This is a genomic window from Lysobacter sp. M15 (genome assembly GCF_022662515.1).
Taxonomy (GTDB): domain Bacteria; phylum Pseudomonadota; class Gammaproteobacteria; order Xanthomonadales; family Xanthomonadaceae; genus JAKPBU01.
Genome location: NZ_JAKPBV010000015.1, coordinates 63,096 through 82,644 on the forward strand (window position 1 = coordinate 63,096; position 19,549 = coordinate 82,644).

General features: G+C 66.9%; 20 protein-coding genes. 5 read left to right on the plus strand and 15 right to left on the minus strand.

The annotated features are described in order from the left end of the window. Window position 1 precedes the first annotated feature (1 nt). Genes MC380_RS16495 through MC380_RS16510 form a run of 4 tightly spaced genes read right to left on the minus strand, consistent with a single transcriptional unit; the run spans window position 2 to window position 2,923 of the window. On the minus strand, window positions 2-550 hold the full coding sequence (locus MC380_RS16495) for a pilus assembly protein PilP (RefSeq protein ID WP_242166035.1): 549 nt from the start codon (window positions 548-550) through the stop codon (window positions 2-4). Beyond that, window positions 547-1,215, minus strand: coding sequence for a type 4a pilus biogenesis protein PilO (pilO, locus tag MC380_RS16500; protein WP_242101373.1), 669 nt, complete (start codon window positions 1,213-1,215; stop codon window positions 547-549). Before pilO ends, MC380_RS16495 begins: the two co-directional genes overlap by 4 nt. Then, complete coding sequence (locus tag MC380_RS16505; protein ID WP_242166038.1) at window positions 1,212-1,859, minus strand: PilN domain-containing protein; 648 nt, start codon at window positions 1,857-1,859, stop codon at window positions 1,212-1,214. Before MC380_RS16505 ends, pilO begins: the two co-directional genes overlap by 4 nt. Next, window positions 1,859-2,923: a pilus assembly protein PilM gene (locus MC380_RS16510; RefSeq protein ID WP_242101374.1), complete on the minus strand. Its 1,065-nt coding sequence runs from the start codon at window positions 2,921-2,923 to the stop codon at window positions 1,859-1,861. The genes MC380_RS16505 and MC380_RS16510 overlap by 1 nt, the downstream gene beginning before the upstream one ends. 214 nt (window positions 2,924-3,137) lie before the next feature. Here MC380_RS16510 and MC380_RS16515 point away from each other — a divergent pair, with 214 nt between their 5' ends. Further along, the gene (locus tag MC380_RS16515) at window positions 3,138-5,657 is read left to right on the plus strand and encodes a penicillin-binding protein 1A (RefSeq protein ID WP_242101375.1); all 2,520 of its coding nucleotides are present in this window, start codon (window positions 3,138-3,140) and stop codon (window positions 5,655-5,657) included. A 145-nt stretch (window positions 5,658-5,802) separates the two neighbouring features. Then, window positions 5,803-6,471: a hypothetical protein gene (locus tag MC380_RS16520; RefSeq protein WP_242101376.1), complete on the plus strand. Its 669-nt coding sequence runs from the start codon at window positions 5,803-5,805 to the stop codon at window positions 6,469-6,471. A gap of 41 nt (window positions 6,472-6,512) precedes the next feature. Here MC380_RS16520 and MC380_RS16525 read toward each other — a convergent pair whose 3' ends face one another. The 11 genes from MC380_RS16525 to MC380_RS16575 form a co-directional block, all read right to left on the minus strand. After that, complete coding sequence (locus tag MC380_RS16525; protein WP_242101377.1) at window positions 6,513-6,974, minus strand: hypothetical protein; 462 nt, start codon at window positions 6,972-6,974, stop codon at window positions 6,513-6,515. A 64-nt stretch (window positions 6,975-7,038) separates the two neighbouring features. After that, on the minus strand, window positions 7,039-7,482 hold the full coding sequence (locus MC380_RS16530) for a hypothetical protein (protein WP_242101378.1): 444 nt from the start codon (window positions 7,480-7,482) through the stop codon (window positions 7,039-7,041). Between the two features lie 188 nt (window positions 7,483-7,670). Then, window positions 7,671-8,975 carry a citrate synthase gene (locus MC380_RS16535; RefSeq protein WP_242101379.1) on the minus strand — a complete coding sequence of 435 codons (1,305 nt, stop codon included), beginning with the start codon at window positions 8,973-8,975 and terminating at the stop codon, window positions 7,671-7,673. Between the two features lie 220 nt (window positions 8,976-9,195). Next, window positions 9,196-9,438 (minus strand): type B 50S ribosomal protein L31, encoded by a 243-nt coding sequence (locus MC380_RS16540; RefSeq protein ID WP_242101380.1) that lies wholly within the window; start codon window positions 9,436-9,438, stop codon window positions 9,196-9,198. Window positions 9,439-9,510: 72 nt separating this feature from the next. After that, a complete protein-coding gene (locus MC380_RS16545; RefSeq protein ID WP_242101381.1) occupies window positions 9,511-10,446 on the minus strand; it encodes a nucleoside hydrolase in 936 nt (311 codons plus the stop codon). Window positions 10,447-10,540: 94 nt separating this feature from the next. Next, window positions 10,541-12,643 carry an ATP-dependent DNA helicase RecG gene (gene recG / locus MC380_RS16550; protein ID WP_242101382.1) on the minus strand — a complete coding sequence of 701 codons (2,103 nt, stop codon included), beginning with the start codon at window positions 12,641-12,643 and terminating at the stop codon, window positions 10,541-10,543. Window positions 12,644-12,780: 137 nt separating this feature from the next. Continuing rightward, a complete protein-coding gene (locus tag MC380_RS16555) occupies window positions 12,781-13,161 on the minus strand; it encodes a RidA family protein (protein ID WP_242101383.1) in 381 nt (126 codons plus the stop codon). 81 nt (window positions 13,162-13,242) lie between these two features. Beyond that, window positions 13,243-15,420 carry a bifunctional (p)ppGpp synthetase/guanosine-3',5'-bis(diphosphate) 3'-pyrophosphohydrolase gene (locus MC380_RS16560; RefSeq protein WP_242166039.1) on the minus strand — a complete coding sequence of 726 codons (2,178 nt, stop codon included), beginning with the start codon at window positions 15,418-15,420 and terminating at the stop codon, window positions 13,243-13,245. A 115-nt stretch (window positions 15,421-15,535) separates the two neighbouring features. After that, window positions 15,536-15,835 (minus strand): DNA-directed RNA polymerase subunit omega, encoded by a 300-nt coding sequence (gene rpoZ, locus MC380_RS16565; RefSeq protein WP_242101385.1) that lies wholly within the window; start codon window positions 15,833-15,835, stop codon window positions 15,536-15,538. A 143-nt stretch (window positions 15,836-15,978) separates the two neighbouring features. Further along, window positions 15,979-16,593, minus strand: coding sequence for a guanylate kinase (gene gmk / locus MC380_RS16570; protein ID WP_242101386.1), 615 nt, complete (start codon window positions 16,591-16,593; stop codon window positions 15,979-15,981). A 111-nt stretch (window positions 16,594-16,704) separates the two neighbouring features. After that, window positions 16,705-17,565: a YicC/YloC family endoribonuclease gene (locus MC380_RS16575; protein WP_242166041.1), complete on the minus strand. Its 861-nt coding sequence runs from the start codon at window positions 17,563-17,565 to the stop codon at window positions 16,705-16,707. A 240-nt stretch (window positions 17,566-17,805) separates the two neighbouring features. Between MC380_RS16575 and rph the strand changes: the two genes are divergently transcribed. From rph to rdgB, 3 genes are read left to right on the plus strand one after another with little or no spacing between them, the layout of a single operon-like run. After that, window positions 17,806-18,534 (plus strand): ribonuclease PH, encoded by a 729-nt coding sequence (gene rph, locus MC380_RS16580; protein WP_242101388.1) that lies wholly within the window; start codon window positions 17,806-17,808, stop codon window positions 18,532-18,534. 23 nt (window positions 18,535-18,557) lie between these two features. Next, window positions 18,558-18,944 (plus strand): VOC family protein, encoded by a 387-nt coding sequence (locus tag MC380_RS16585; protein ID WP_242101389.1) that lies wholly within the window; start codon window positions 18,558-18,560, stop codon window positions 18,942-18,944. After that, window positions 18,941-19,531: an RdgB/HAM1 family non-canonical purine NTP pyrophosphatase gene (rdgB, locus tag MC380_RS16590; protein ID WP_242101390.1), complete on the plus strand. Its 591-nt coding sequence runs from the start codon at window positions 18,941-18,943 to the stop codon at window positions 19,529-19,531. The genes MC380_RS16585 and rdgB overlap by 4 nt, the downstream gene beginning before the upstream one ends. The last annotated feature ends 18 nt before the right edge of the window (window positions 19,532-19,549 follow it).

Genomic DNA, 19,549 nt, shown 5'->3' on the forward strand with positions numbered 1-19,549 from the left:
ATCATTGGTCTTCGAGCGCAATCGACGCCGGCCGTTCCAGCCAGCCGCCCGCCCCATCGGTTACCAGCTCGACCAGGTCGACCCGATCCTCGCTCACGCTGGTCACGCGTCCGTCGTTCTGACCCAGATAGCTACCGGGCCGCACCTTGTACGTCATCTTGTCCGGCGCCTTGATCAGCGCCGTGAGTCCCCGGCCGCTGCCGATGGTACCCACCATGTCCAGACTGTCGAGCGGGAAGTTTTCGAGCTCCTGCTTGGGCCGGTTGGCATCGGGACGCGGGCCGCTGCCGCCCACATCGCGGAAAGCACGACTGAAGGGATCGCGCAGCCCTTGCGCGGCGTATTCGAAGGATTCGAACTGCTGCATCACCGGCAAGGGATCGAGCGGTGGCGGCGGACGCTTGTCCACTTCCGCCACCCAGGCCTCGAGGTTGCTCTCCTTGTCGGCCACGTCCGAAGAACTGGTCACGCTACGGCCACATCCGGCCACCGCAACCAGCCCGGCGAGCGCGAGGGCGAGACGCAGCGCAGACGACATCGACATGCTCATTGCGCCCCCTGTGCCGGCGTCGCCGGTTGCGCCGCAGCCTGCTGGGCCGCTTCTTCCTCGTCCAGATATCGATAGGTCTTGACCGTACCGGCCAGCTCCAGCGCCTGGCTGTTGGCGGTGATTGTCGCGTTGGGCGCACGCGGCCGCAGCGCGATGTCGTGCATGGTCAGGATCACCACCCGAGGCAGCGAAGCCACACCGCTGACGAACGCGCCGAACTGGTGGTAGGTACCCACCATCCGCAGCGCGATCGGCTTCTCGGCGTAGAACTCCTTCGGCGTCTCGGTGCCCGGCTGGAACAGCTCGTTGGCCAGGCCCGTCGCCAGCGCCGTCTGCGAGATGTCCACGATCAGATCGGGCATCTCGGTCTTGCTCGGCAGCTGCCGCAGCATCTGCTGGAGCTGCTGCTCCATCTGCGCAAGCTGCTGCTTGAGCGGCTCGAGGTTGGATGCGCGACCGCGCTTGGTTTCGTACTCGCCGCGCAGTTCGGTCTCCGTGCGCACCAGAGCTTCGAGTTCGGCGCGCTTGTCGCGCACGAACAGCCACCAGGTCAGGCCGATGATCAGCACGCCCAGCAGCACGCAGAAACCGATCTTCCACTCCCGCGGCCAGGCCCCGGTGTTGTTGAAGTCCAGTTCCTTCAGCGACATCTTGCGCTGGCTCATGACGCGGCTCCTGCTGTGGCCGGTGCCGGCGTGGTGGCATCCGGCACCGCCGGCGCCTGCTCGTCATCGGGCACACCGTCGCCGTCAGCGTCCTTGGGCGCATTGGGATTGGCGAGCGTGACGCTCAGGCTGAAGACGAAGGGCAGGCCCGGATCGCCTTCCTTGGCCTCGATGATCGACAACTCGGGCTTGGTCATCCAGCCTGCGCCTTCCAGGCTGCGCATATAGGTACTCACCCGCGCGTTGGACTGGCTGCGGCCCTCGAGCGAGAGCTTGTCGCCCTCCTGCTTGACCGAGGTGAGGACCACGCCGTCGGGAATCGTCCGCACCAGCGAATCGAACAGATGCACCATCTGCGAACGGTCGGACTGCAGGTCCTCGATGATTTCCTTGCGCTTGAGCAGCTTGGCCTTCTTCTCGTCGAGTGCAGCGATCTCGTCGATCTGCTTCTGTACCTCGGCGATCTTCTGCTGCAGGTACTGGTTGCGTTCGTTCTGGCCGCTGATCTGGCGGCTGTAGTAGTTGACGATCAGGAAGGCGACCAGCGCCGCACCCAGGGCCGAAGCCCCAAGCATGGTGAGGAAGTCCTTCTGCCGCTGTTTGCGCCGCTCGGCGCGCCAGGGAAGCAGATTGATGCGTGCCATCAGTCGAAGCTCCTCAAGGCCAGACCACAGGCGATCATCAGCGCGGGAGCGTCCTGGGCCAGCGCATGCGCCTGCACGCGCGGGCCCAGGGTCATGTGCGCCAGCGGGTTGGCCACCGTGGTGGGCACCCCCAGCTGCTCTTCCACCATTTCGGCCACGCCCGGAATCGACGCACAGCCACCGGCCAGCACCACCTGGTCGACCCGGTTGAACTCGCTGCCGGCGTAGAAGAACTGGAGCAGGCGGCTGATCTGCTGGACCAGTGCCTCCTTGAACGGCTCGAGCACCTCGACCTCGTAGCTCTCGGGCAACCCGCCCTGGCGCTTGGCCAGACCGGCTTCCTCGTAGCTCAAGCCGTATCGACGCATGACCTCGTCGGTCAGCTGCTTGCCGCCGAACACCTGTTCGCGGCTGTACAGGCTGCGACCGTTGCGCAGGATGTTGAGCGTGGTCATGGTCGCGCCGATGTCCACCAGCGCGGCGAGGCCGTCGCGGCGCAGGTTCAGGCCGTCGGACAGCAGGGCGAACGCGTTTTCGACGGCGAAGGCCTCCACGTCCATGACCCGGGCCGTCAGCCCGCCGAGCTCAAGGGCCGAAGCGCGCATTTCGACGTTCTCCGCGCGCGAGGCGGCCAGCAGCACCTGCACCATTTCGGGGTTGCCGGGCATCGGCCCGAGCACCTCGAAGTCGAGGTTCACTTCCTCGATCGGATACGGCACGTAGTTCACCGCCTCCAGCTCGATCTGGGATTCGAGGTCGTCCTCGTCCAGGTCGGCGGCCATCGGAATGACCCGGGTGATCACCGCCGAACCGGCGACCGCGGCGGCGGCGAACTTGGCGCGGCTGCCGGAGCGGGCCAGGGCGCGGCGGATCGCATCGCCCACCGCCTCGACCTCCACGATGTTCTTCTCGACCACCGCATTGGGCGGCAGCGGCTCCACGGCGTAATGCTCCACGCGGTAGCCCACGCCCGATCCGGCCCGGGAAAGCTGCAGCAGCTTGACTGCGGTCGAACTGATGTCGACCCCGACCAGGGGTGCCTGGCTTTTTGTGATCAGTCCCACGATTCTCCCCTTGTGACGGGCGCTTACGCGCACATCGTTCCCCGTCGCATTAAATAACGGACTTTTCACGCGCTGGCAACTGGCAACTGCGAAACCGTCGCCAACGTCACACCCCGAGCCCCCCAAACGCGCTCCGGCACTGCTTCCGGTCGAAGGTCCGCGGCGACGCCTCCTCTATACTCGCCGTCCTTCGTTCAAGCCGCCACCGGTCTCGATGTCCCGTTTACGCCGCCTGCTCCGCTGGGTCCTGCTGGGCTCGCTTGGTGCCGTTCTGGTCGGTGCGCTCGGCCTGGGCGTCCTGTACTGGGTCGTCTCCTCCAAGCTGCCGGACGTATCCAGCCTGCGCAACGTCGAGCTGCAGGAGCCGCTCTACGTCTATGCGAACGACGGACGGCTGATGGCCATGTTCGGCGAGACCAGGCGCTACCCGGTCGACATCAGCAAGGTTCCCGAACAGGTCAAGCACGCCTTCATCGCGATCGAGGACGCACGCTTCTACAAGCACCACGGCGTGGACTACAAGGGCGTCGGCCGTGCGATCTGGCTGCTGGCCACGACCGACGACAAGCGCGTCCCCGGCGGTTCGACCATCACCCAGCAGGTGGCGCGCCAGTTCTTCCTCAGTTCCGAATACAGCTATACGCGCAAGCTGTCGGAGATGCTGCTGGCGGTGCGCATGGAACGCGAACTGAGCAAGGACGAGATCCTGGAGCTGTACCTCAACAAGAGCTTCTTCGGCAATCGCGCCTACGGCGTCGCCGCCGCATCCGAGTTCTATTACGGCAAATCGCTCGACGAGCTGAGCCTGGACGAGATCGCTTCGCTCGCCGCGATCCCGAAGTTCCCTTCCAGCGGCAATCCGCTCAGCAACCCGGAGCGTGCGCGCGAACGCCGCGACTATGTGCTCACCCGCATGCGCGAGTTGCGCTTCATCGACGCGGCAACCGAACGTGCCGCGCAGGCTGTGGAGATGCACGCCACCCCGCACGAGCGCCCGGTGGAGGTCTATGCGCCGTACGTGGCCGAAATGGTGCGCCAGGAAATGATCGCGCGGTTCGGTGGCGACGTCCTGACCAAGGGTTACCACGTCACCACGACGATCGATCCGGTACTGCAGGCAGCGGCCGATGCGGCGGTCCGCAGCGGGTTGGCGACCTACGACCACCGCCACGGCTGGCGTCCGGTGGAGCAGCACTTCGAGCTGGGAGAAGACGAGGATGCGGCCACGGCCGCCGCACGCCTGCGCGGCATCCCCGCCCAGGGCGGGCTGTTGCCCGCGATCGTGCTGCGGACTGGCAATGGCACGGCCGATGTAGTGCTTCCCGATGGCAGCGAGCTGCGCCTGGATGCGTCCAGCACCAGTCCCTGGCCCGGCCGCAACCCTGCCGCCCTGTACAAGCGTGGCGACCTGGCCCGGGTCAAGCGCATCGAGCCTCCCAAGGATGCCGAGGGCAATGTCGCACCAGGCGGAGGACCGCGCTGGCGCGTGGACCAGCTGCCTCGCGGACAGGCGACCCTGGTGTCGCTGGACTACGACACCGGCGCGCTCCGCGCCCTGGTCGGCGGCTTCAGCTTCGCCGGCAACAAGTTCAACCGCGCCACCCAGGCGCGGCGCCAGCCGGGGTCTTCGTTCAAGCCGTTCCTGTATGCCGCGGCGTTCGAGAAGGGTTTCAACCCGGCCTCGATCGTGCTCGACGCACCTGTGGTGTTCCAGGACCGTCGCGGGCACATGTGGAGGCCGCAGAACGACAGTGGCAACTTCGCCGGACCGATGCGGATCCGCGAGGCGCTGGTGCAGTCGCGCAACCTGGTGTCGGTGCGCCTGCTCGACGCGATCGGCGTGGAATACGCACGGCGCTACATCAGCCATTTCGGCCTGGACGAGGCGCTGCTGCCACCGAATCTGTCGATGTCGCTGGGCACCGCTTCGTTGCCACCGATCATGGTCGCCGGCGGTTATGCGACGTTTCCCAATGGCGGCTATCGGGTAACTCCCTGGTTCATCGACCGGGTCACCGACCGCAACGGCCAGGAAATCTTCAAGGAGAAGCCGGCCACTGCGTGCCACACCTGCGGGATCGGCCGCGCCGGCAAGCCGGTGCGGGTGTCCAACGAGGTCGCCGGTTTCGATCTGAGCCCAGCCGGCGCCCCGCGTCCCGAGGCCGACGAGCGGGCGAAGGACAAGGCAGCGGCCAAGGCCGCCGACGTGAAGAAGCCGACCGCGTTGCCGCCCGGCACCGTGATCGCGCCGCGGGCCATCGACGCACGCGTGGCCTACCAGCTGGTCTCGATGATGCGCGACGTCGTACAGCGCGGCACTGGTACCGCGGCCAAGGTGCTCGGCCGCGAGGACGTGGGCGGCAAGACCGGCTCCACCAACGACCACCGCGACGCCTGGTTCTCCGGCTTCGGCGGCCCTTATGTGACCACCGTGTGGGTCGGCCGCGACGACTTCAAGTCGCTCGGTTACCGTGAGTACGGCGGCAAGGCCGCATTGCCGATCTGGATCGACTATATGCGCGTGGCGCTCAAGGACCAGCCACTCGCGGCAAACGACCCGCCCGAGGGAATGGTCAAGGTCACGGTGGGCGCCGGAGGCCAGCTTATCGAGTCCAGCAATGGCGGCGGCATCGTCGAATGGGTGAAGGCCGAGGACCTGGAACGCATGGAAACCTATGTCGACTACGGCCCGGAGGACCAGGTTCCGGCGGAGGAGTCGTTCGATATCTTCTAATGCTTGGCGGGCAACCTGCGTCGGGTGCAGCGCGGCGGACACGCAGACCGCCGACCGTGCCAGGCCTGCTCATCCATCGGCATCGTCACGAGCGTTGTTCCGGCGCATCGGTTAGAGTCGGGGCGGGTCCGAACGGAGACGCGTCATGCCTCACGCTCGCCAGCACGCGCACCAGCACGCCCTGACCCGCACCCGCGAACGCCGGCATCGCCTGGCCCACGAAGCGGCCCGGCTGATGGCCGAAGGCGGCATCCGCGATTACCACCAGGCCAAACTCAAGGCCGCAGCGCGGCTTGGCATCCACGACGATGCGTCGCTGCCGCGCAACCGCGAGATCGAGGATGCGCTGCGCGAGTATCAACGGCTGTTCCAGGGAGACATTCAGGCCGAGGGCCTGCGTCAGCGTCGCGAAGCGGCGTTGCGGGCGCTCGAATTCCTGGACAGCTTCGACCCGCGCCTGGTCGGACCTGTCCTCGATGGCACCGCCGATGCCAATTCCGCAGTGTCGCTGCATCTGTACACCGACGACGCCAAGGCCGTGCCCCGATTCCTCGAAGACCACGGCATTCCTGCAGAGGCGCGCACCCGTCGCCTCCGGCTGGACCGCACACGCAGCGTGGACGCGGACGTATGGTTGTTCGGTGCCGAAGATCTGACCTTCGACCTGACCGTGTTGCCCGCCGACGCCCTACGCCAGGCGCCATTGTCGAATGTCGATGAGCGGCCGATGCGGCGGGCGTCGGCACATCAGCTACGCGACCTTCTGCTGCTCAGCGATACCTGCGGCACCACACCGGGCGCGCGTGATCGCTAGCGATCCACCCCTGGGTGGCTCCTGAACCCAGACCTCCGGCGCTATTCCGCAAAGATCAAGGCATCGTCTCCCTTGCCCTCCACGCGGACCCGACTGCCGATTTTGAGCCCCTCGATCTGTTGGCTGAACTGCGTCACGGTGAGCGTCTTCCCGGTGTCGAGCTTCACCTTGACCATGAATCGCGTGGTCGCGCCCGGACCCACTGCCTTCGCAGCAAGTTCACTTCCGATAGCCTCACCTCCCGACATCGTCGATCCGCCTGCGACGCTGACGACCTTGTTATCCGAACCCACCATTCGGGACCCGACAAGCCCACCCAGAACGCTTCCGAGCTTTCCTCCGATCATCCTTCCCTTCTTGGTCTTGCCAGATTCATCGTCGCCTCGATTCTCGATCGGCTGCAGATCGACAATCGTTCCTGCTCGACCGCTAGCTGCATCGGCCTGACCATTGATCATCAGCATCGCGGCCAGGGTGAACGCGAAAATCCAATACGTCTTCATGGTGGAACCTTGGAACCTCCCTGTTCTTTGGATATGGATCGAGATTGAGCTGCGGTGGGAGTCTCTAGTCTTTGGGTTTCTGGATATCCCAGGTGCAGCGATTACCGGTGTATTCCCACCTTCTGATGACTCCATCGGAGTCCGCGAAGAACGTGACATCGCAGCGATGGGTAGCAGCGTGATGCACATCCTCGGTATAGACCGTCTGCCCCAGCAACAAGCCGCCACCGGCCGTGGCGCCGATCGGCCTGGTATCGACGGCCGTGACCACTTCTTCGGTCCATGCTGGATTCCAGGTACTCCACGTGTAGGCGGTTTCGCCCGATTCATCGTTTTCGGTGATCTGCACGCGATCGCCATCCACACGAAGCTGGAGCAAAAGCTCGCCGGCGTCCCGCCCCAACCATGCATCGGCTCGCGCATTGGCACGCCGACTGCCCTGTGCGGTTGCGTGACCCGCGCAGAAAAGCAGCATCGCTGCATACATGACTATCCGCATCACTTTCATGGTTCTTCCTAAACCGGCCCGTCTGTGCGTACGGGCTACGACGATTTCCTTGTCGAGGTGTCTCGTGAGCGTCTTGACTCTTGTTTGGAAGCGCACACGACTCGCTGTGTAGCACAGCTATCCGGGCCGGGCAATCACATAGGTCCGGCGGCGGAGCCCCATGGCTCCCCTGGTTTTGTCCGTCGGGCTCAGCGCGCTTCGATCGGAGCGTAGTCGCGCTCGGCCGCGCCGGTGTAGATCTGCCGCGGCCGGCCGATCTTGTTCTCCGGGTCGTCCTGCTGCTCGAGCCAGTGCGCCACCCAGCCGGCCGTGCGGGCGATGGCGAACATGACCGTGAACATCTCGGTCGGGATCTTCAGCGCCTTGTAGATGATGCCGCTGTAGAAGTCGACGTTCGGATACAGCTTGCGCTGCACGAAGTAGTCGTCCTTGAGCGCAGCCTCCTCAAGCTTCATCGCGACCTCGAGCATCGGATCGTCGATGCCCAGCTCATCGAGCACCTGGTGGGTCATCTCGCGGATGATCTTGGCGCGCGGATCGAAGTTCTTGTACACGCGGTGACCGAAGCCCATCAGGCGGAAGCCGGACTCCCTGTCCTTGGCCCTGTCGATCGCCGACTGCACCTGTTCCGGCCGGCCAATCTCGCCCAGCATCTTCAGCACAGCCTCGTTGGCGCCGCCGTGCGCGGGGCCCCACAGCGCGGCCACACCGGCGGCGACGCAGGCGTATGGATTGGCTCCGGTGGATCCGACCAGGCGCACGGTCGAGGTCGAGGCATTCTGCTCGTGGTCGGCATGCAGGATGAACAGCAGGTCGAGCGCCTTGGCGGCTACCGGCGGCAGCTGCAGCGGCTCGCTCGGCACCTCGAACATCATGTGCAGGAAGCGCTCGACGTATTCGACGTTGTTGCGCGGATAGCGGGTCGGCCAGCCGATCGAGTAGCGATAGCAGGCGGCGGCGATCGTCGGCACCTTGGCGATCAGGCGGATCGCAGCGAGGTGGCGCTGTTCGCGATCCTCGTAATCCAGGTCGTTGTGATAGAAGCTGGCCATCGAGCCGATCATGCCGACCAGCATCGCCATCGGGTGCGCGTCGTGGCGGAATCCGCCGAGGAAGTTCTTGAACGCCTCGTGCATCATCGTGTGGTGGGTGACGTCGCTTTCGAACTTTTCGAACTGCGCCTTCGCCGGCAACTCGCCGTGCATCAGCAGATAGGCGACTTCGAGGAAGCTGGAATGCCGGGCCAGCTGGTCGATCGGGTAGCCGCGGTACATGAGCACGCCTGCATCGCCGTCGATGTAGGTGATCGCGGACTTGCACGCGGCGGTGGCGGTGAAACCGTTGTCGTAGGTGAAACAGCCGGTTTCCTTCGGCAGCTTCGCGATGTCGATGCACGGGTTGCCGAGGGTGCCGCTGAGTACCGGCAGGGTGACCGACTTCGCGCCGGCAATCAGGGTGACTTCGTTCGGGACAGACGCGTTGGAACCGGACACAGCTCGCTCCTGTTGGTGCCGGAGCTGCCGAGACTGGCCCGCATCCCCCGACTGACTGGTGCAGATGGCAACCGCGGTCGTGCCGCGACGCAGCAAATTATCCCACAGTCCCTGCGGGCGGCTGCTTCAATGGGCCGAACGTGCGCCTGACCGACCCCGAAACGCAAACGGCCGCCTTAAAGGCGGCCGTCGCTGCAACGAGTGTCACCGTGCAGGCGCGTTACTTGGTGTAGCGCCGCTTGAACTTGTCGATGCGCCCGCTGGTGTCCATGACCTTGTTCTGGCCGGTATAGAACGGGTGCGATGCCGAAGAGACTTCGACCTTGACCAGCGGATACTCGTTGCCGTCCTCCCACTTGATCGTCTCCTTGCTGGAGAGGGTCGAGCGGGTCAGGAACCTGAAATCCGAGGTGACGTCCTGGAAGACGACTTCGCGATACTGGGGATGGATGTCGGCCTTCATGGCGGCACCGGAAAGACTGGGAGCCGATTATTTTAGCCCGCGCCCGCTTTCCGGCGCAATGCCCCCTGGGGCTCAGTCTGCCAGCGCGGACCGCACGCGGGCCTCGAAACGACCCTGGTCGTAGGCCATCAGGATCCGGGCATTGTCGGGGCGTCCGAGCTGGCGGTTCCAGTCCACCACGGTGGTGCCGCGGCTCAGGGCACCCTCGAGTTCGACCGAGACCGGCCGGTCCACAGCCTCCATCACGCCTTCCGGGTCCAGGGCAAAGGCCATCGCCAGCCCGTCGGCGGAATGCCAGCGCTCGCCGCGCCGTTCGGCCGACCAGCGCCGGGTTTGCGCCGAGATGCGGTCGTAAAAGTGCGCGCGCTCCCCACCGGCGGCCAGCCAGGCATCCACGTCGGCATGTGCCAGACCGTGGCGCAGCGTGGCCTCCCAGTCGCACAGGTCCAGCCGGGGGAAGGCGTCGAAGACGATCCGCGCCGCCTCCGGGTCGAAATACACGTTGAACTCCGCCGCCGGGGTGATGTTGCCCTGCGCGGTGACCGCGCCGCCCATCACCACCAGCCGGCCGACGCGCTCAGGCAAGCTCGGGTCGAGCTTGAGCGCCAGCGCCAGGTTGGTCAGCGGGCCGAGCGCGACCAGCAGCAGGCGTCCGGCGTGGACGTGCGACAGCCGCAGGATCGCCAGGGCGGCGTGCTCGGCTGCCGCTTCGCGTGCCGCGGGTTCATAGCCGGCATCGCCGAAACCATCCTGCCCGTGCACGTAGGCCGCATCCGGCGCGCCGTGCAGCAGCGGCGCGGCGCAGCCGGCAAACACCGGCACGTCCCCGCGTCCGACGACCTCGCACAGTTTCAAGCCATTGCGAACGGTGTGCTGCAACCCGACGTTCCCGGCCGCGATGGTCAGGCCCACGACCTCGTGGGCTGGGGAATCGAATGCCATCAGCAATGCGAGCGCATCGTCGACGCCCGGATCGGTATCGATGAGAAGCGGAATCTTCTGGGTCATGGTTCTTAGGCGATGTACAAACGGGAATCTGGCCAGCCTAGCGCCTTGCGCAGCCTACGATCGGGCCGCACAAGGATCGACCAGCCTGCGTGGCTCAGGCGGAGGCATACCGCGCGGCGCCTCCCACCCAGCGCGCGATGATCCGGTCGGCGAGTTCGGGCGCTTCGGACATCAGGCTTTCGGCCAGGATGCGCACCTGCGGTAGCAGCGCGGCGTCGCGCGCCAGGTCGGCCACGCGGAAGCTCGCCAGCCCGGTCTGGCGGGTGCCGAGCAGTTCGCCGGGACCGCGCAGCTCCAGGTCTTTTTCGGCGATCACGAAGCCGTCGCTGGTCTGGCGCAGGGTTTCCAGGCGCTGGCGCGCCAGCGCCGACAGCGGCGCCTGGTACAGCAGCACGCAGGTCGACGCAGCGCTGCCGCGGCCCACGCGCCCGCGCAGCTGGTGCAGTTGCGCCAGCCCCAGACGCTCGGCGTTCTCGATGATCATCAACGATGCGTTGGACACATCGACCCCCACCTCGATCACGGTGGTCGCCACCAGCAGGTCGAGCTCGCCGGCCTTGAACGCGCGCATCGTGGCCTGTTTCACTCCGGCCTTCATCCGTCCGTGGACGAAACCCACGCGCAGGCCGGGAAGCGCATTCGACAGCGCTTCGAACGTGCTTTGCGCGGCCTGCGCCACCACTTCGTCGCTTTCGTCGATGATCGTGCATACCCAGTAGGCCTGCCGCCCTTCGGCGCACGCGCTGCGGATGCGTTCGATCAGCTCGGGCCGTCGCTCCGCGCTGAGCACCACGGTGCGCACCGGCGTGCGCCCGGGTGGCAGTTCGTCGATCGCCGAAACATCCAGGTCGGCATACGCCGTCATCGCCAGGGTGCGCGGGATCGGCGTGGCGGTCATCACCAGCTGGTGCGGCACCATGTCCCCCAATGCGCCCTTGTCGCGCAGCGCCAGACGCTGGTGCACGCCGAAACGGTGCTGCTCGTCGACGATCGCCAGGGCCAGGTTATGGAACGCCACGCCTTCCTGCATGAGCGCATGCGTGCCGACCACGACCTGCGCAACGCCCGATCCGATCTCGGCCAGCGCCTGGGTGCGCGCCTTGCCCCCGACCTTGCCCGCCAGCCAGGCCATGCGGATCCCCAGCGGTTCGAGCCAGGCCCGCAGATTGCCGAAATGCTGCTCGGCCAGCAGTTCGGTGGGCGCCATCAGCGCGGCCTGCCTGCCCTGCTCCACAGCGAGCATCGCCGCCAGCGCCGCGACCACGGTCTTGCCGCTACCCACGTCGCCCTGGATCAGGCGCAGCATCGGGCGTGGCTGTGCGAGATCGCTGCGGATCTGGGCGAACACGCGCTGCTGCGCGCCGGTCAATGAGAACGGCAACGAGGCCTGCAGGCGATCGACCAGCGTGGACGCGCCATCGAGCACGGGCGCACCGTGGCGCTGCAGCGCGATGCGCTGGCGACGCAGGCTGAGCTGGTGCGCCAGCAACTCCTCGATCGCCAGCCGGCGCTGGGCAGGATGCACCCCGGCCAGCAGCGCGCCGACATCGGCGTCGCGCGGCGGTCGATGCATGACCAGCAGGGCTTCGCGCAGGGATGGCAGGCCGAGTTCGCCCAGCGTTCCGGGCGGCAACAGCTCCAGGGCGGCATCGTCGGGCAGGCGTTCGAGTGCCTGCGCGATCAGCCGCCGCAGGGTAGCCGGCCCGATGCCTTCAACCGCCGGATAAACCGGGTCGAGTTGCTCGCCCAGCGCATGTTCCGCCTGGTCGAGGATCCGGTAGCTGGGATGCACGATTTCAAGGCCGTGCTGGCCAGCGCGCGGCGTACCGTAGCAGCGCACCCTGGTTCCGGGCGCGAACTGCGCCGCCTGCTGCGCACGGAAATGAAAGAAGCGCAGCAGCAGCGTCGCCTGCGAATCGTCGCCGACCGCGACCTTCAGCATCGGGCGATAGCGGAAGCCGCGTTCCACCGCCTCCACCACGCCCTCGATCTGCGCCGCGACGCCAGGCTGGAGCGCGCGGATCGGGGTCAGTGCGGTGCGGTCCTCGTACTGCCGCGGCAGATGCAACCAGAGATCCTGCAGCGTCGACAGTCCGCGCGCCGCCAGTTTCTCCGCGACGCTGGCGCCGACCCCGCGCAGGCAGGTCAGGGATTGCTGGTTCAGGTCGACGGCAGCGCCACCAGGACTTTTCGACATCCGCGAAGCATGACCGGATCGAGACGGAACCGGAACCGTGCCCAGGCGCCGATCGGCCTAGGACAATGCCGCACGGTGCGGGACCTGCGCTCGGAGCGATGGCCTTTGCAATCTGAGGCGCATGCGTCGAACGCGCCCTAGAGCACCATGATCGCGTCGACCTCGAACAGCGAACCCTTCGGCAGCGCGGAAACCTCGACCGTGGACCGCGCGGGATACGGCTGCGAGAAGTATTCGCCCATCACCGCGTTGACCGCGGCGAATTCGCCCAGATCGATGAGGTACAGGCCGACACGCACGATGTCGTCCATCGACCCGCCCGCGGCCTCGCAGACCGCCTTCAGGTTGTCGAAGGCACGCCGCGCCTGTGCCTGGATGTCGCCTTCGACCAGGTTGCCGGTCGCAGGATCGAGCGCGATCTGGCCGGAGAAGAACACGGTGTTGCCGGCGCGGGTGGCCTGCGAGTACGGGCCGATGGCGGCCGGAGCGTCCGGAGTGTGGATGGGTTGGCGGGGCATATGTTGCTTCTGTAGGAGCGGCGTCAGCCGCGAGCTTTGATTCTAGCCTCGCTGCGATAAGGCTCGCGACTGACCTCGCTCCTACAGGCGCTGCACGCCATGGACCACCGCGAGCCTGCGCGTGCGCCGGATCACTTCGGCCAGATGCGTCCGGTCGGTGACCTCAATGCCAAAGCGGATCGCCGACACGTTGCTGTCGCGCTCCAGGTACTCCACCGCATCGATATTGCCGTCGGCCTGGGCGATGGCTGCGGCCACCTGCGCCAGCACGCCCGGACGGTTGTCCACTTCGATCCGCAGCGCGGCGTGGAAGTCGCCCGACACCTCGCGATCCCAGCCGATCGGCACCCAGCGCTCGGGCGACTTGCGGTAATCGGCCACGTTCGGACATTCCAGGCGGTGCACCACGATGCCCTTGCCCGCGGTGTGGAAGCCCATGATCTCGTCGCCGGGAATCGGCAGGCAGCACTGGGCGAAACTGATCACACCGCGTTCGTTGCCGGTGATCAGAATCTTTTCGTCGGGGTGGCGCGCCGGATCCAGCAGGTCCGGAGTGTCGTCGGCTTCGCGTACCAGTACCCGGGCCACCTGCGCCGGCATGCGCGTGCCCAGCGCGATGTCGGCCAGCAACGCCTCCAGGCGCGGGTAGCGGTGTTCGTGGAGGTACCCGTCCAGCTGTTTGGGCGGCAGGCGGTCGAGCGAGGTGCCCACCGCCTCCAGCGCGCGGTCGAGCATGCGGTGGCCCAGCTGCACCGCGTCCTCGTGCTCGAGCTGCTTGAGCTGGTGCCGGATCGCGGTACGCGCCTTGCCCGACACCACGAACTCCAGCCACTGCGGCTTGGGCGCGGAGGCGCGCGCCGTGATGATCGAGACCTGCTGGCCGCTGGCGAGCTTGGTGCGCAGCGGAACCAGCTTGCCGTCCACGCGCGCGGCCACCGCATGGTTGCCCACATCGGTATGCACCGCGTAGGCGAAATCGATAGCGGTGGCGTTGCGCGGCAGGGCCAGGATGTCGCCCTTCGGCGTGAACAGGTAGACCTCGTCGGGAAACAGGTCGACCTTGACGTTCTCCAGGAATTCCAGCGACGAACCGGTGGCCTGCTGCGATTCGAGCAGGTTGGAGATCCACGAGTGCGCGCGGGTCTGGGCGCTGTTGGGCTTGTCGCCGCCGTGCTTGTAGCTCCAGTGCGCGGCGATGCCGCGTTCGGCGATCAGGTCCATCTCCTCGGTGCGGATCTGGACTTCGATCGGCGAGCCGAACGGACCGAACAGGACCGTGTGCAGGGACTGGTAGCCGTTGGCCTTGGGGATGGCGATGAAGTCGCGGAAGCGGCCATCGAGTGGCTTGAACGCGGCATGCACCACCCCTAGCGCGTGGTAGCAGTCGGCCACGGTCGGAACCACGACCCGGAAGCCGAACACGTCCATCACTTGGGTAAAGCTCTTGCCTTCACCGCGCATCTTGCTGTAGATGCTGTAGGGCGATTTCACCCGGCTCATCAGCCGGTAATTGAGCCCTTCCTTCGTCAGCCGCTGCGCGAGCTGCGCCTCGATCTTGGCCAGCGATTCGCGCCGCACCAGCGGCTGGGTCCGGATCCGTTTCTCCAGCACCTGGTGGCGCACCGGATTGAGGGTGCGGAAACCCAGATCCTGCAATTCGGCCTTGAACAGGTTCATGCCCAGGCGCTGGGCGATGGGTGCGTAGATCTCCAGGGTTTCGCGCGCGATACGCTCGCGCGCTTCAGGCGTCTGCGCGCTGAGCGTGCGCATGTTGTGCAGGCGGTCGGCCAGCTTGATCAGGATCACGCGCAGGTCGCGCGCCATCGCCAGCAGCATCTTGCGGAAGCTCTCGGCGGCCGCTTCCTGGCGGTCGGCGAACTGCAGCTTGTCCAGCTTGGTGACGCCGTCGACCAGATCGGCAACCGTCTCGCCGAACTCGCTGACGATTGACTCGCGCGACAGCGGCGTGTCCTCCAGGGTGTCGTGCAGGATCGCGGCGATCAGGGTTTCGACATCGACCCGCTGCTCGGCCAGCACCGTCGCCACAGCCACCGGGTGGGTGATGTAGGGCTCGCCCGACCTGCGGCTCTGTCCGGCGTGCGCCGCGGCCCCGACCGCCCAGGCCCGGCGCAGCTGTGCGATCTGTTCGGCGGGGAGATAGTTCGCGGCGCGCTCGAGCGACTGCACATAGTCTGGCACCGCGTCGTCTGGCGGCGCGGGCGGCAGGGCGTCGGCGAGGGCGGGTTCAGCGGGGGACATGGATCCGAGACTACGCGGGCGCAAGGACCGCGGCAATTCCAGAATGCGGGCCCGGGCCCCTAAAAAGAAGGCCCCGCGTTGCGGGGCCTACGGCGCTGCGGGAGGGCAGGCGAGCTCAGTCGTCGCCCTTCATGTCGTCGTCGCCGGCCACGACCTCGGCCGCGGCCCATTCCAGGGCTTCGCGCTCTTTGCGCTCACGTTCGGCCTTGTCGACGGCGTCGATATAGGGCTGGTCGATACGGCGCGCGGCGATCTCGCGCAGCGCCAGCACGGTGGGCTTGTCGTTGGCTTCGCTGTTGTCGAGCTGGGGGTCGACACCGTTGGCGAGCTGGCGCGCACGCTTGGCGGCCATCATCACGAGTTCGAAGCGGTTATCGACCACTTCCAGGCAATCTTCGACGGTAATCCGGGCCATAGGCTGTCCGGCGGCTGCAAGGGCCGCCACTGTCTGTTCGGGAGGGCTCGCGATTCTAGGGGCCGCGGCCTGCGGACGCAAGCGGCTTCCTTTGGAATCAAGGGGTTGGCGCCTGACAATCCCGGGACAGCGCCCGACGGCGCTCAGTCGACCAGCAGCGCCGAGATCAATTTGCCATGGCGGGCGACCTGGGCATCCCTGCGCAGCCGGCTGGCGGTAAAGATCGCGCACATTTCGTCCACGGCGGTATCGAAGTGCTCGTTCACGATGACGTAGTCGAATTCGCCGTAATGGCTCATCTCCTCGCGCGCGGCGTCGAGCCGGCGCCGGATCGTCTCGTCGCTGTCCTGCCCGCGCGCGCGCATGCGCTGCTCCAGCGCCTGTCGTGAGGGCGGCAGGATGAACACGCTGACCGCGTCGGGGACCTTCGCCCGCACCTGGCGCGCACCCTGCCAGTCGATCTCCAGCAGCACGTCCTTGCCCGCCGCCAGCTGCGGTTCCACCGACTGGCGCGCGGTGCCCTTCCAATCGCCGTGCACCCGCGCATGCTCGAAGAAGTCGCCGCTGGCGACCATCCGCTCGAACTCGGCGGCCGAAATGAAGTGGTAGTGCTCGGCGTGACGCTCGCCCGGGCGGGGCTGGCGCGAGGTGAACGAAATCGACAGGCAGATGTTCGGATCGCGCGCCAGGCAGGCGTTGACGATGCTGGATTTCCCCGCGCCCGAGGGAGCCGCAACGATGTAGAGGGTGCCGCGCATCAAGGCAGCGATTCGCGGTGGGGGATCGGGGCTTCGAAAGCGCGCAGACGCGAGCGATCCGGATTCCTGGTGATTCTACGAATCCCGACCCCCGACTCCCGACTCCCGGTCCTATTCAATGTTCTGCACCTGCTCGCGGATCTGGTCGATCAGCACCTTCAATTCCACCGCGGCGTTGGTGGTGCGCAGATCGACCGATTTGGAGCCCAGGGTATTGGACTCGCGGTTGAACTCCTGCAGAAGGAAATCGAGGCGGCGCCCGACCGGTTCGCGCTGCACCAGCGCGCGCCGCAGTTCGATCACATGGCTGTCGAGGCGATCGAGCTCCTCGTCCACGTCCAGCTTCTGCAGCCAGATGACCAGCTCCTGCTCCAACCGCCCCGGATCGGCCGGCTGGGCGAGGTCGGCCAGTCGCGCTTCCAGCTTCTGGCGCTGGCCGGCACCGATCACGGGCATCAGGCCGCGCACCTCGGCGGCGATGCGCGCGATGGCATCCACCCGTTCGCCGATGACGGCGGCGAGCTTTCCGCCCTCCCGCTCACGTGCCGCCACGAACTGGTCCAGCACGTCGTCCAGCAGGGCCAGCGCATCCGCCTGCAGCGCCTCGATGTCGCCGCCACCGGCCTGGAGCACGCCCGGGAACTGCAGCAGGTCGGTCAACTGGACCCGCATCTGCGGAAAACGCGCGTCGAGCTGTTGTGCGATGCCGCCGAGCCGGTCGACCAGCGCCTGGTTGAGCTGCAGCTCGCCGTTGCCTTCGCCCGCGCGCAGCCGCATCACCAGGTCGACCTTGCCACGCGACAGGCGCGAGGCGACCCGCTCGCGCAGGGCCGGTTCCAGTGCGCGCAGTTCTTCGGGCAGACGCAGGCCGATTTCGAGGAATCGATGATTGACCGCGCGCATTTCGCAGCCGAGCGTGCCGTGTCCGGTGCTGCGTTCGCCGGCGGCGAAGGCGGTCATGCTGCGGATCATGCGGACGGCGGGCCTGGGAAGCGGGGCCGCAGTATGCCATCGCGGTTCGCGCGGGCGGTGGAGGGCCGTGCGGGAGAGGGCCAACGCAGTCGCGTGGCTCGCATCCCCGTACCAGGCATCGACACTGGCCCGAGCCAGTGGAATTTGAGTAGGCAGCGCCCGGTTACCACCCCGTAGCGCGTCGACGCGAGCGGACGCATCGGCCCTGATAGACTCGCCGCCCCCTTCGCGAGTCCAGGCATGTCCGAGTTTTCACGCCCCAGCGGCCGCGCCGCCGCCGAGTTGCGAACCGTGTCGATCGCGCGCGGTTTCACCCGCCACGCCGAGGGTTCGGTGCTGGTCTCTTTCGGCGACACTCGTGTGCTGTGCACGGCCAGCGTGGAGAACCGCGTCCCCGGCTTCCTGCGCGGCAAGGGCGAGGGCTGGGTCACCGCGGAGTACGGAATGCTCCCTCGGGCGACCCACACCCGCAGCGATCGCGAGGCTGCGCGCGGCAAGCAGGGCGGGCGCACGCTGGAAATCCAGCGTCTGATCGGCCGCAGCCTGCGCGCCTGCATCGACCGCGCGGCGATCGGCGAACGCACCATCACCCTTGACTGCGACGTGCTGCAGGCCGACGGTGGAACCCGTACCGCCGCGATCACCGGTGCCTATGTCGCGCTGGTCGACGCGATACGGGTGCTGAAGTCGCAGGGCGCGATCGTGCGCGATCCGATCCACGGCGCCGTTGCCGCTGTGTCGGTCGGCCTGTATCGCGGCGTGCCGGTGCTGGACCTGGACTATGTCGAGGACAGCGCCTGCGATACCGACATGAACGTGGTGATGAACGACGGCGGCGGCTTCATCGAACTGCAGGGCACGGCAGAAGGCCATGCGTTCCGGCGCGACGAACTGGATGCCCTGCTGGTGCTCGCCGAAGCAGGATGCGCGCAGCTGTTCGCCGCCCAGCGCGAGGCGCTCGCGGTGTGAGCATGGGCCCGCGGCATATCGCGATGATCGCCCTGCTCGTGCGCGACTACGACGAGGCGATCGCCTGGTACCGGGATGCGCTCGGGTTCGAACTGCTCGAAGACAGCGACCACGGCGGCGGCAAGCGCTGGGTGCGCATGGCGCCGGCAGTCGATACCGGATTCAGCCTGCTGCTGGCCAGGGCCGCCGGTCCGGTCCAGCAATCCGCCGTGGGCAACCAGCATGGTGGCCGGGTCGGCTTGTTCCTGCACACCGACGACTTCGCCCGCGATCATGCGCGCCTGGCGGCGGCCGGCGCGCACTTCGAGGAATCACCGCGCCACGAGCCTTACGGCACGGTCGTAGTGTTCCGCGACCTGTACGGCAACCGCTGGGATCTCATCGAACCGCGTATCGAAACGCAGCCATGAAGCTGGTACTGGCCAGCAGCAACGCAGGCAAGCTCGCCGAACTGCAGGAACTGCTCGGCGACGCGGGCCATGTGCTTTACGCCCAGTCGGGCCTGGGCGCATCCGATGCCGAAGAAACCGGCCTGACCTTCGTCGAAAACGCGATCCTGAAAGCACGCCACGCCGCCCGCATCACCGGACTGCCTGCGCTCGGGGACGACTCGGGTCTGTGCGTCGATGCGCTTGACGGCGCGCCGGGTCTGTATTCGGCACGCTATGCCGGCGCGCATGGCGACGCAGACGCCAATATCGACAAACTGCTCCTCGCCATGGCGGGCGTGCCCGATGCGCAGCGCGGCGCGCACTTCTACTGCGTGCTGGCGCTGCTGCGTCATGCGGACGATCCCCAGCCCCTGATCGCCGAGGGGATCTGGCCAGGCACGCTCCTGCATGCGCGTCAGGGCACGGGAGGATTCGGCTACGACCCGGTGTTCTTCGATCCCGAACACGGCTGCAGCGCCGCAGCGCTCGATCCGGTGCTGAAGAACCGGATCAGCCATCGCGGGCGGGCCCTGGCCGCGCTGCGCGAAAAGCTCACTTCGCTGTAGGAGCGCCGCTTCGGCGCC

What these genes read in the sequence shown, in the direction of transcription:
- MC380_RS16495 (WP_242166035.1), bottom strand. Translation starts at nt 550, where the DNA reads ATGAGCATGTCGATGTCGTCTGCGCTGCGTCTCGCCCTCGCGCTCGCC.
- pilO (WP_242101373.1), bottom strand. Translation starts at nt 1,215, where the DNA reads ATGAGCCAGCGCAAGATGTCGCTGAAGGAACTGGACTTCAACAACACC.
- MC380_RS16505 (WP_242166038.1), bottom strand. Translation starts at nt 1,859, where the DNA reads ATGGCACGCATCAATCTGCTTCCCTGGCGCGCCGAGCGGCGCAAACAG.
- MC380_RS16515 (WP_242101375.1), top strand. Translation starts at nt 3,138, where the DNA reads ATGTCCCGTTTACGCCGCCTGCTCCGCTGGGTCCTGCTGGGCTCGCTT.
- MC380_RS16520 (WP_242101376.1), top strand. Translation starts at nt 5,803, where the DNA reads ATGCCTCACGCTCGCCAGCACGCGCACCAGCACGCCCTGACCCGCACC.
- MC380_RS16525 (WP_242101377.1), bottom strand. Translation starts at nt 6,974, where the DNA reads ATGAAGACGTATTGGATTTTCGCGTTCACCCTGGCCGCGATGCTGATG.
- MC380_RS16530 (WP_242101378.1), bottom strand. Translation starts at nt 7,482, where the DNA reads ATGAAAGTGATGCGGATAGTCATGTATGCAGCGATGCTGCTTTTCTGC.
- MC380_RS16540 (WP_242101380.1), bottom strand. Translation starts at nt 9,438, where the DNA reads ATGAAGGCCGACATCCATCCCCAGTATCGCGAAGTCGTCTTCCAGGAC.
- MC380_RS16545 (WP_242101381.1), bottom strand. Translation starts at nt 10,446, where the DNA reads ATGACCCAGAAGATTCCGCTTCTCATCGATACCGATCCGGGCGTCGAC.
- recG (WP_242101382.1), bottom strand. Translation starts at nt 12,643, where the DNA reads ATGTCGAAAAGTCCTGGTGGCGCTGCCGTCGACCTGAACCAGCAATCC.
- MC380_RS16555 (WP_242101383.1), bottom strand. Translation starts at nt 13,161, where the DNA reads ATGCCCCGCCAACCCATCCACACTCCGGACGCTCCGGCCGCCATCGGC.
- MC380_RS16560 (WP_242166039.1), bottom strand. Translation starts at nt 15,420, where the DNA reads ATGTCCCCCGCTGAACCCGCCCTCGCCGACGCCCTGCCGCCCGCGCCG.
- rpoZ (WP_242101385.1), bottom strand. Translation starts at nt 15,835, where the DNA reads ATGGCCCGGATTACCGTCGAAGATTGCCTGGAAGTGGTCGATAACCGC.
- gmk (WP_242101386.1), bottom strand. Translation starts at nt 16,593, where the DNA reads ATGCGCGGCACCCTCTACATCGTTGCGGCTCCCTCGGGCGCGGGGAAA.
- MC380_RS16575 (WP_242166041.1), bottom strand. Translation starts at nt 17,565, where the DNA reads ATGATCCGCAGCATGACCGCCTTCGCCGCCGGCGAACGCAGCACCGGA.
- rph (WP_242101388.1), top strand. Translation starts at nt 17,806, where the DNA reads ATGTCCGAGTTTTCACGCCCCAGCGGCCGCGCCGCCGCCGAGTTGCGA.
- MC380_RS16585 (WP_242101389.1), top strand. Translation starts at nt 18,558, where the DNA reads ATGATCGCCCTGCTCGTGCGCGACTACGACGAGGCGATCGCCTGGTAC.
- rdgB (WP_242101390.1), top strand. Translation starts at nt 18,941, where the DNA reads ATGAAGCTGGTACTGGCCAGCAGCAACGCAGGCAAGCTCGCCGAACTG.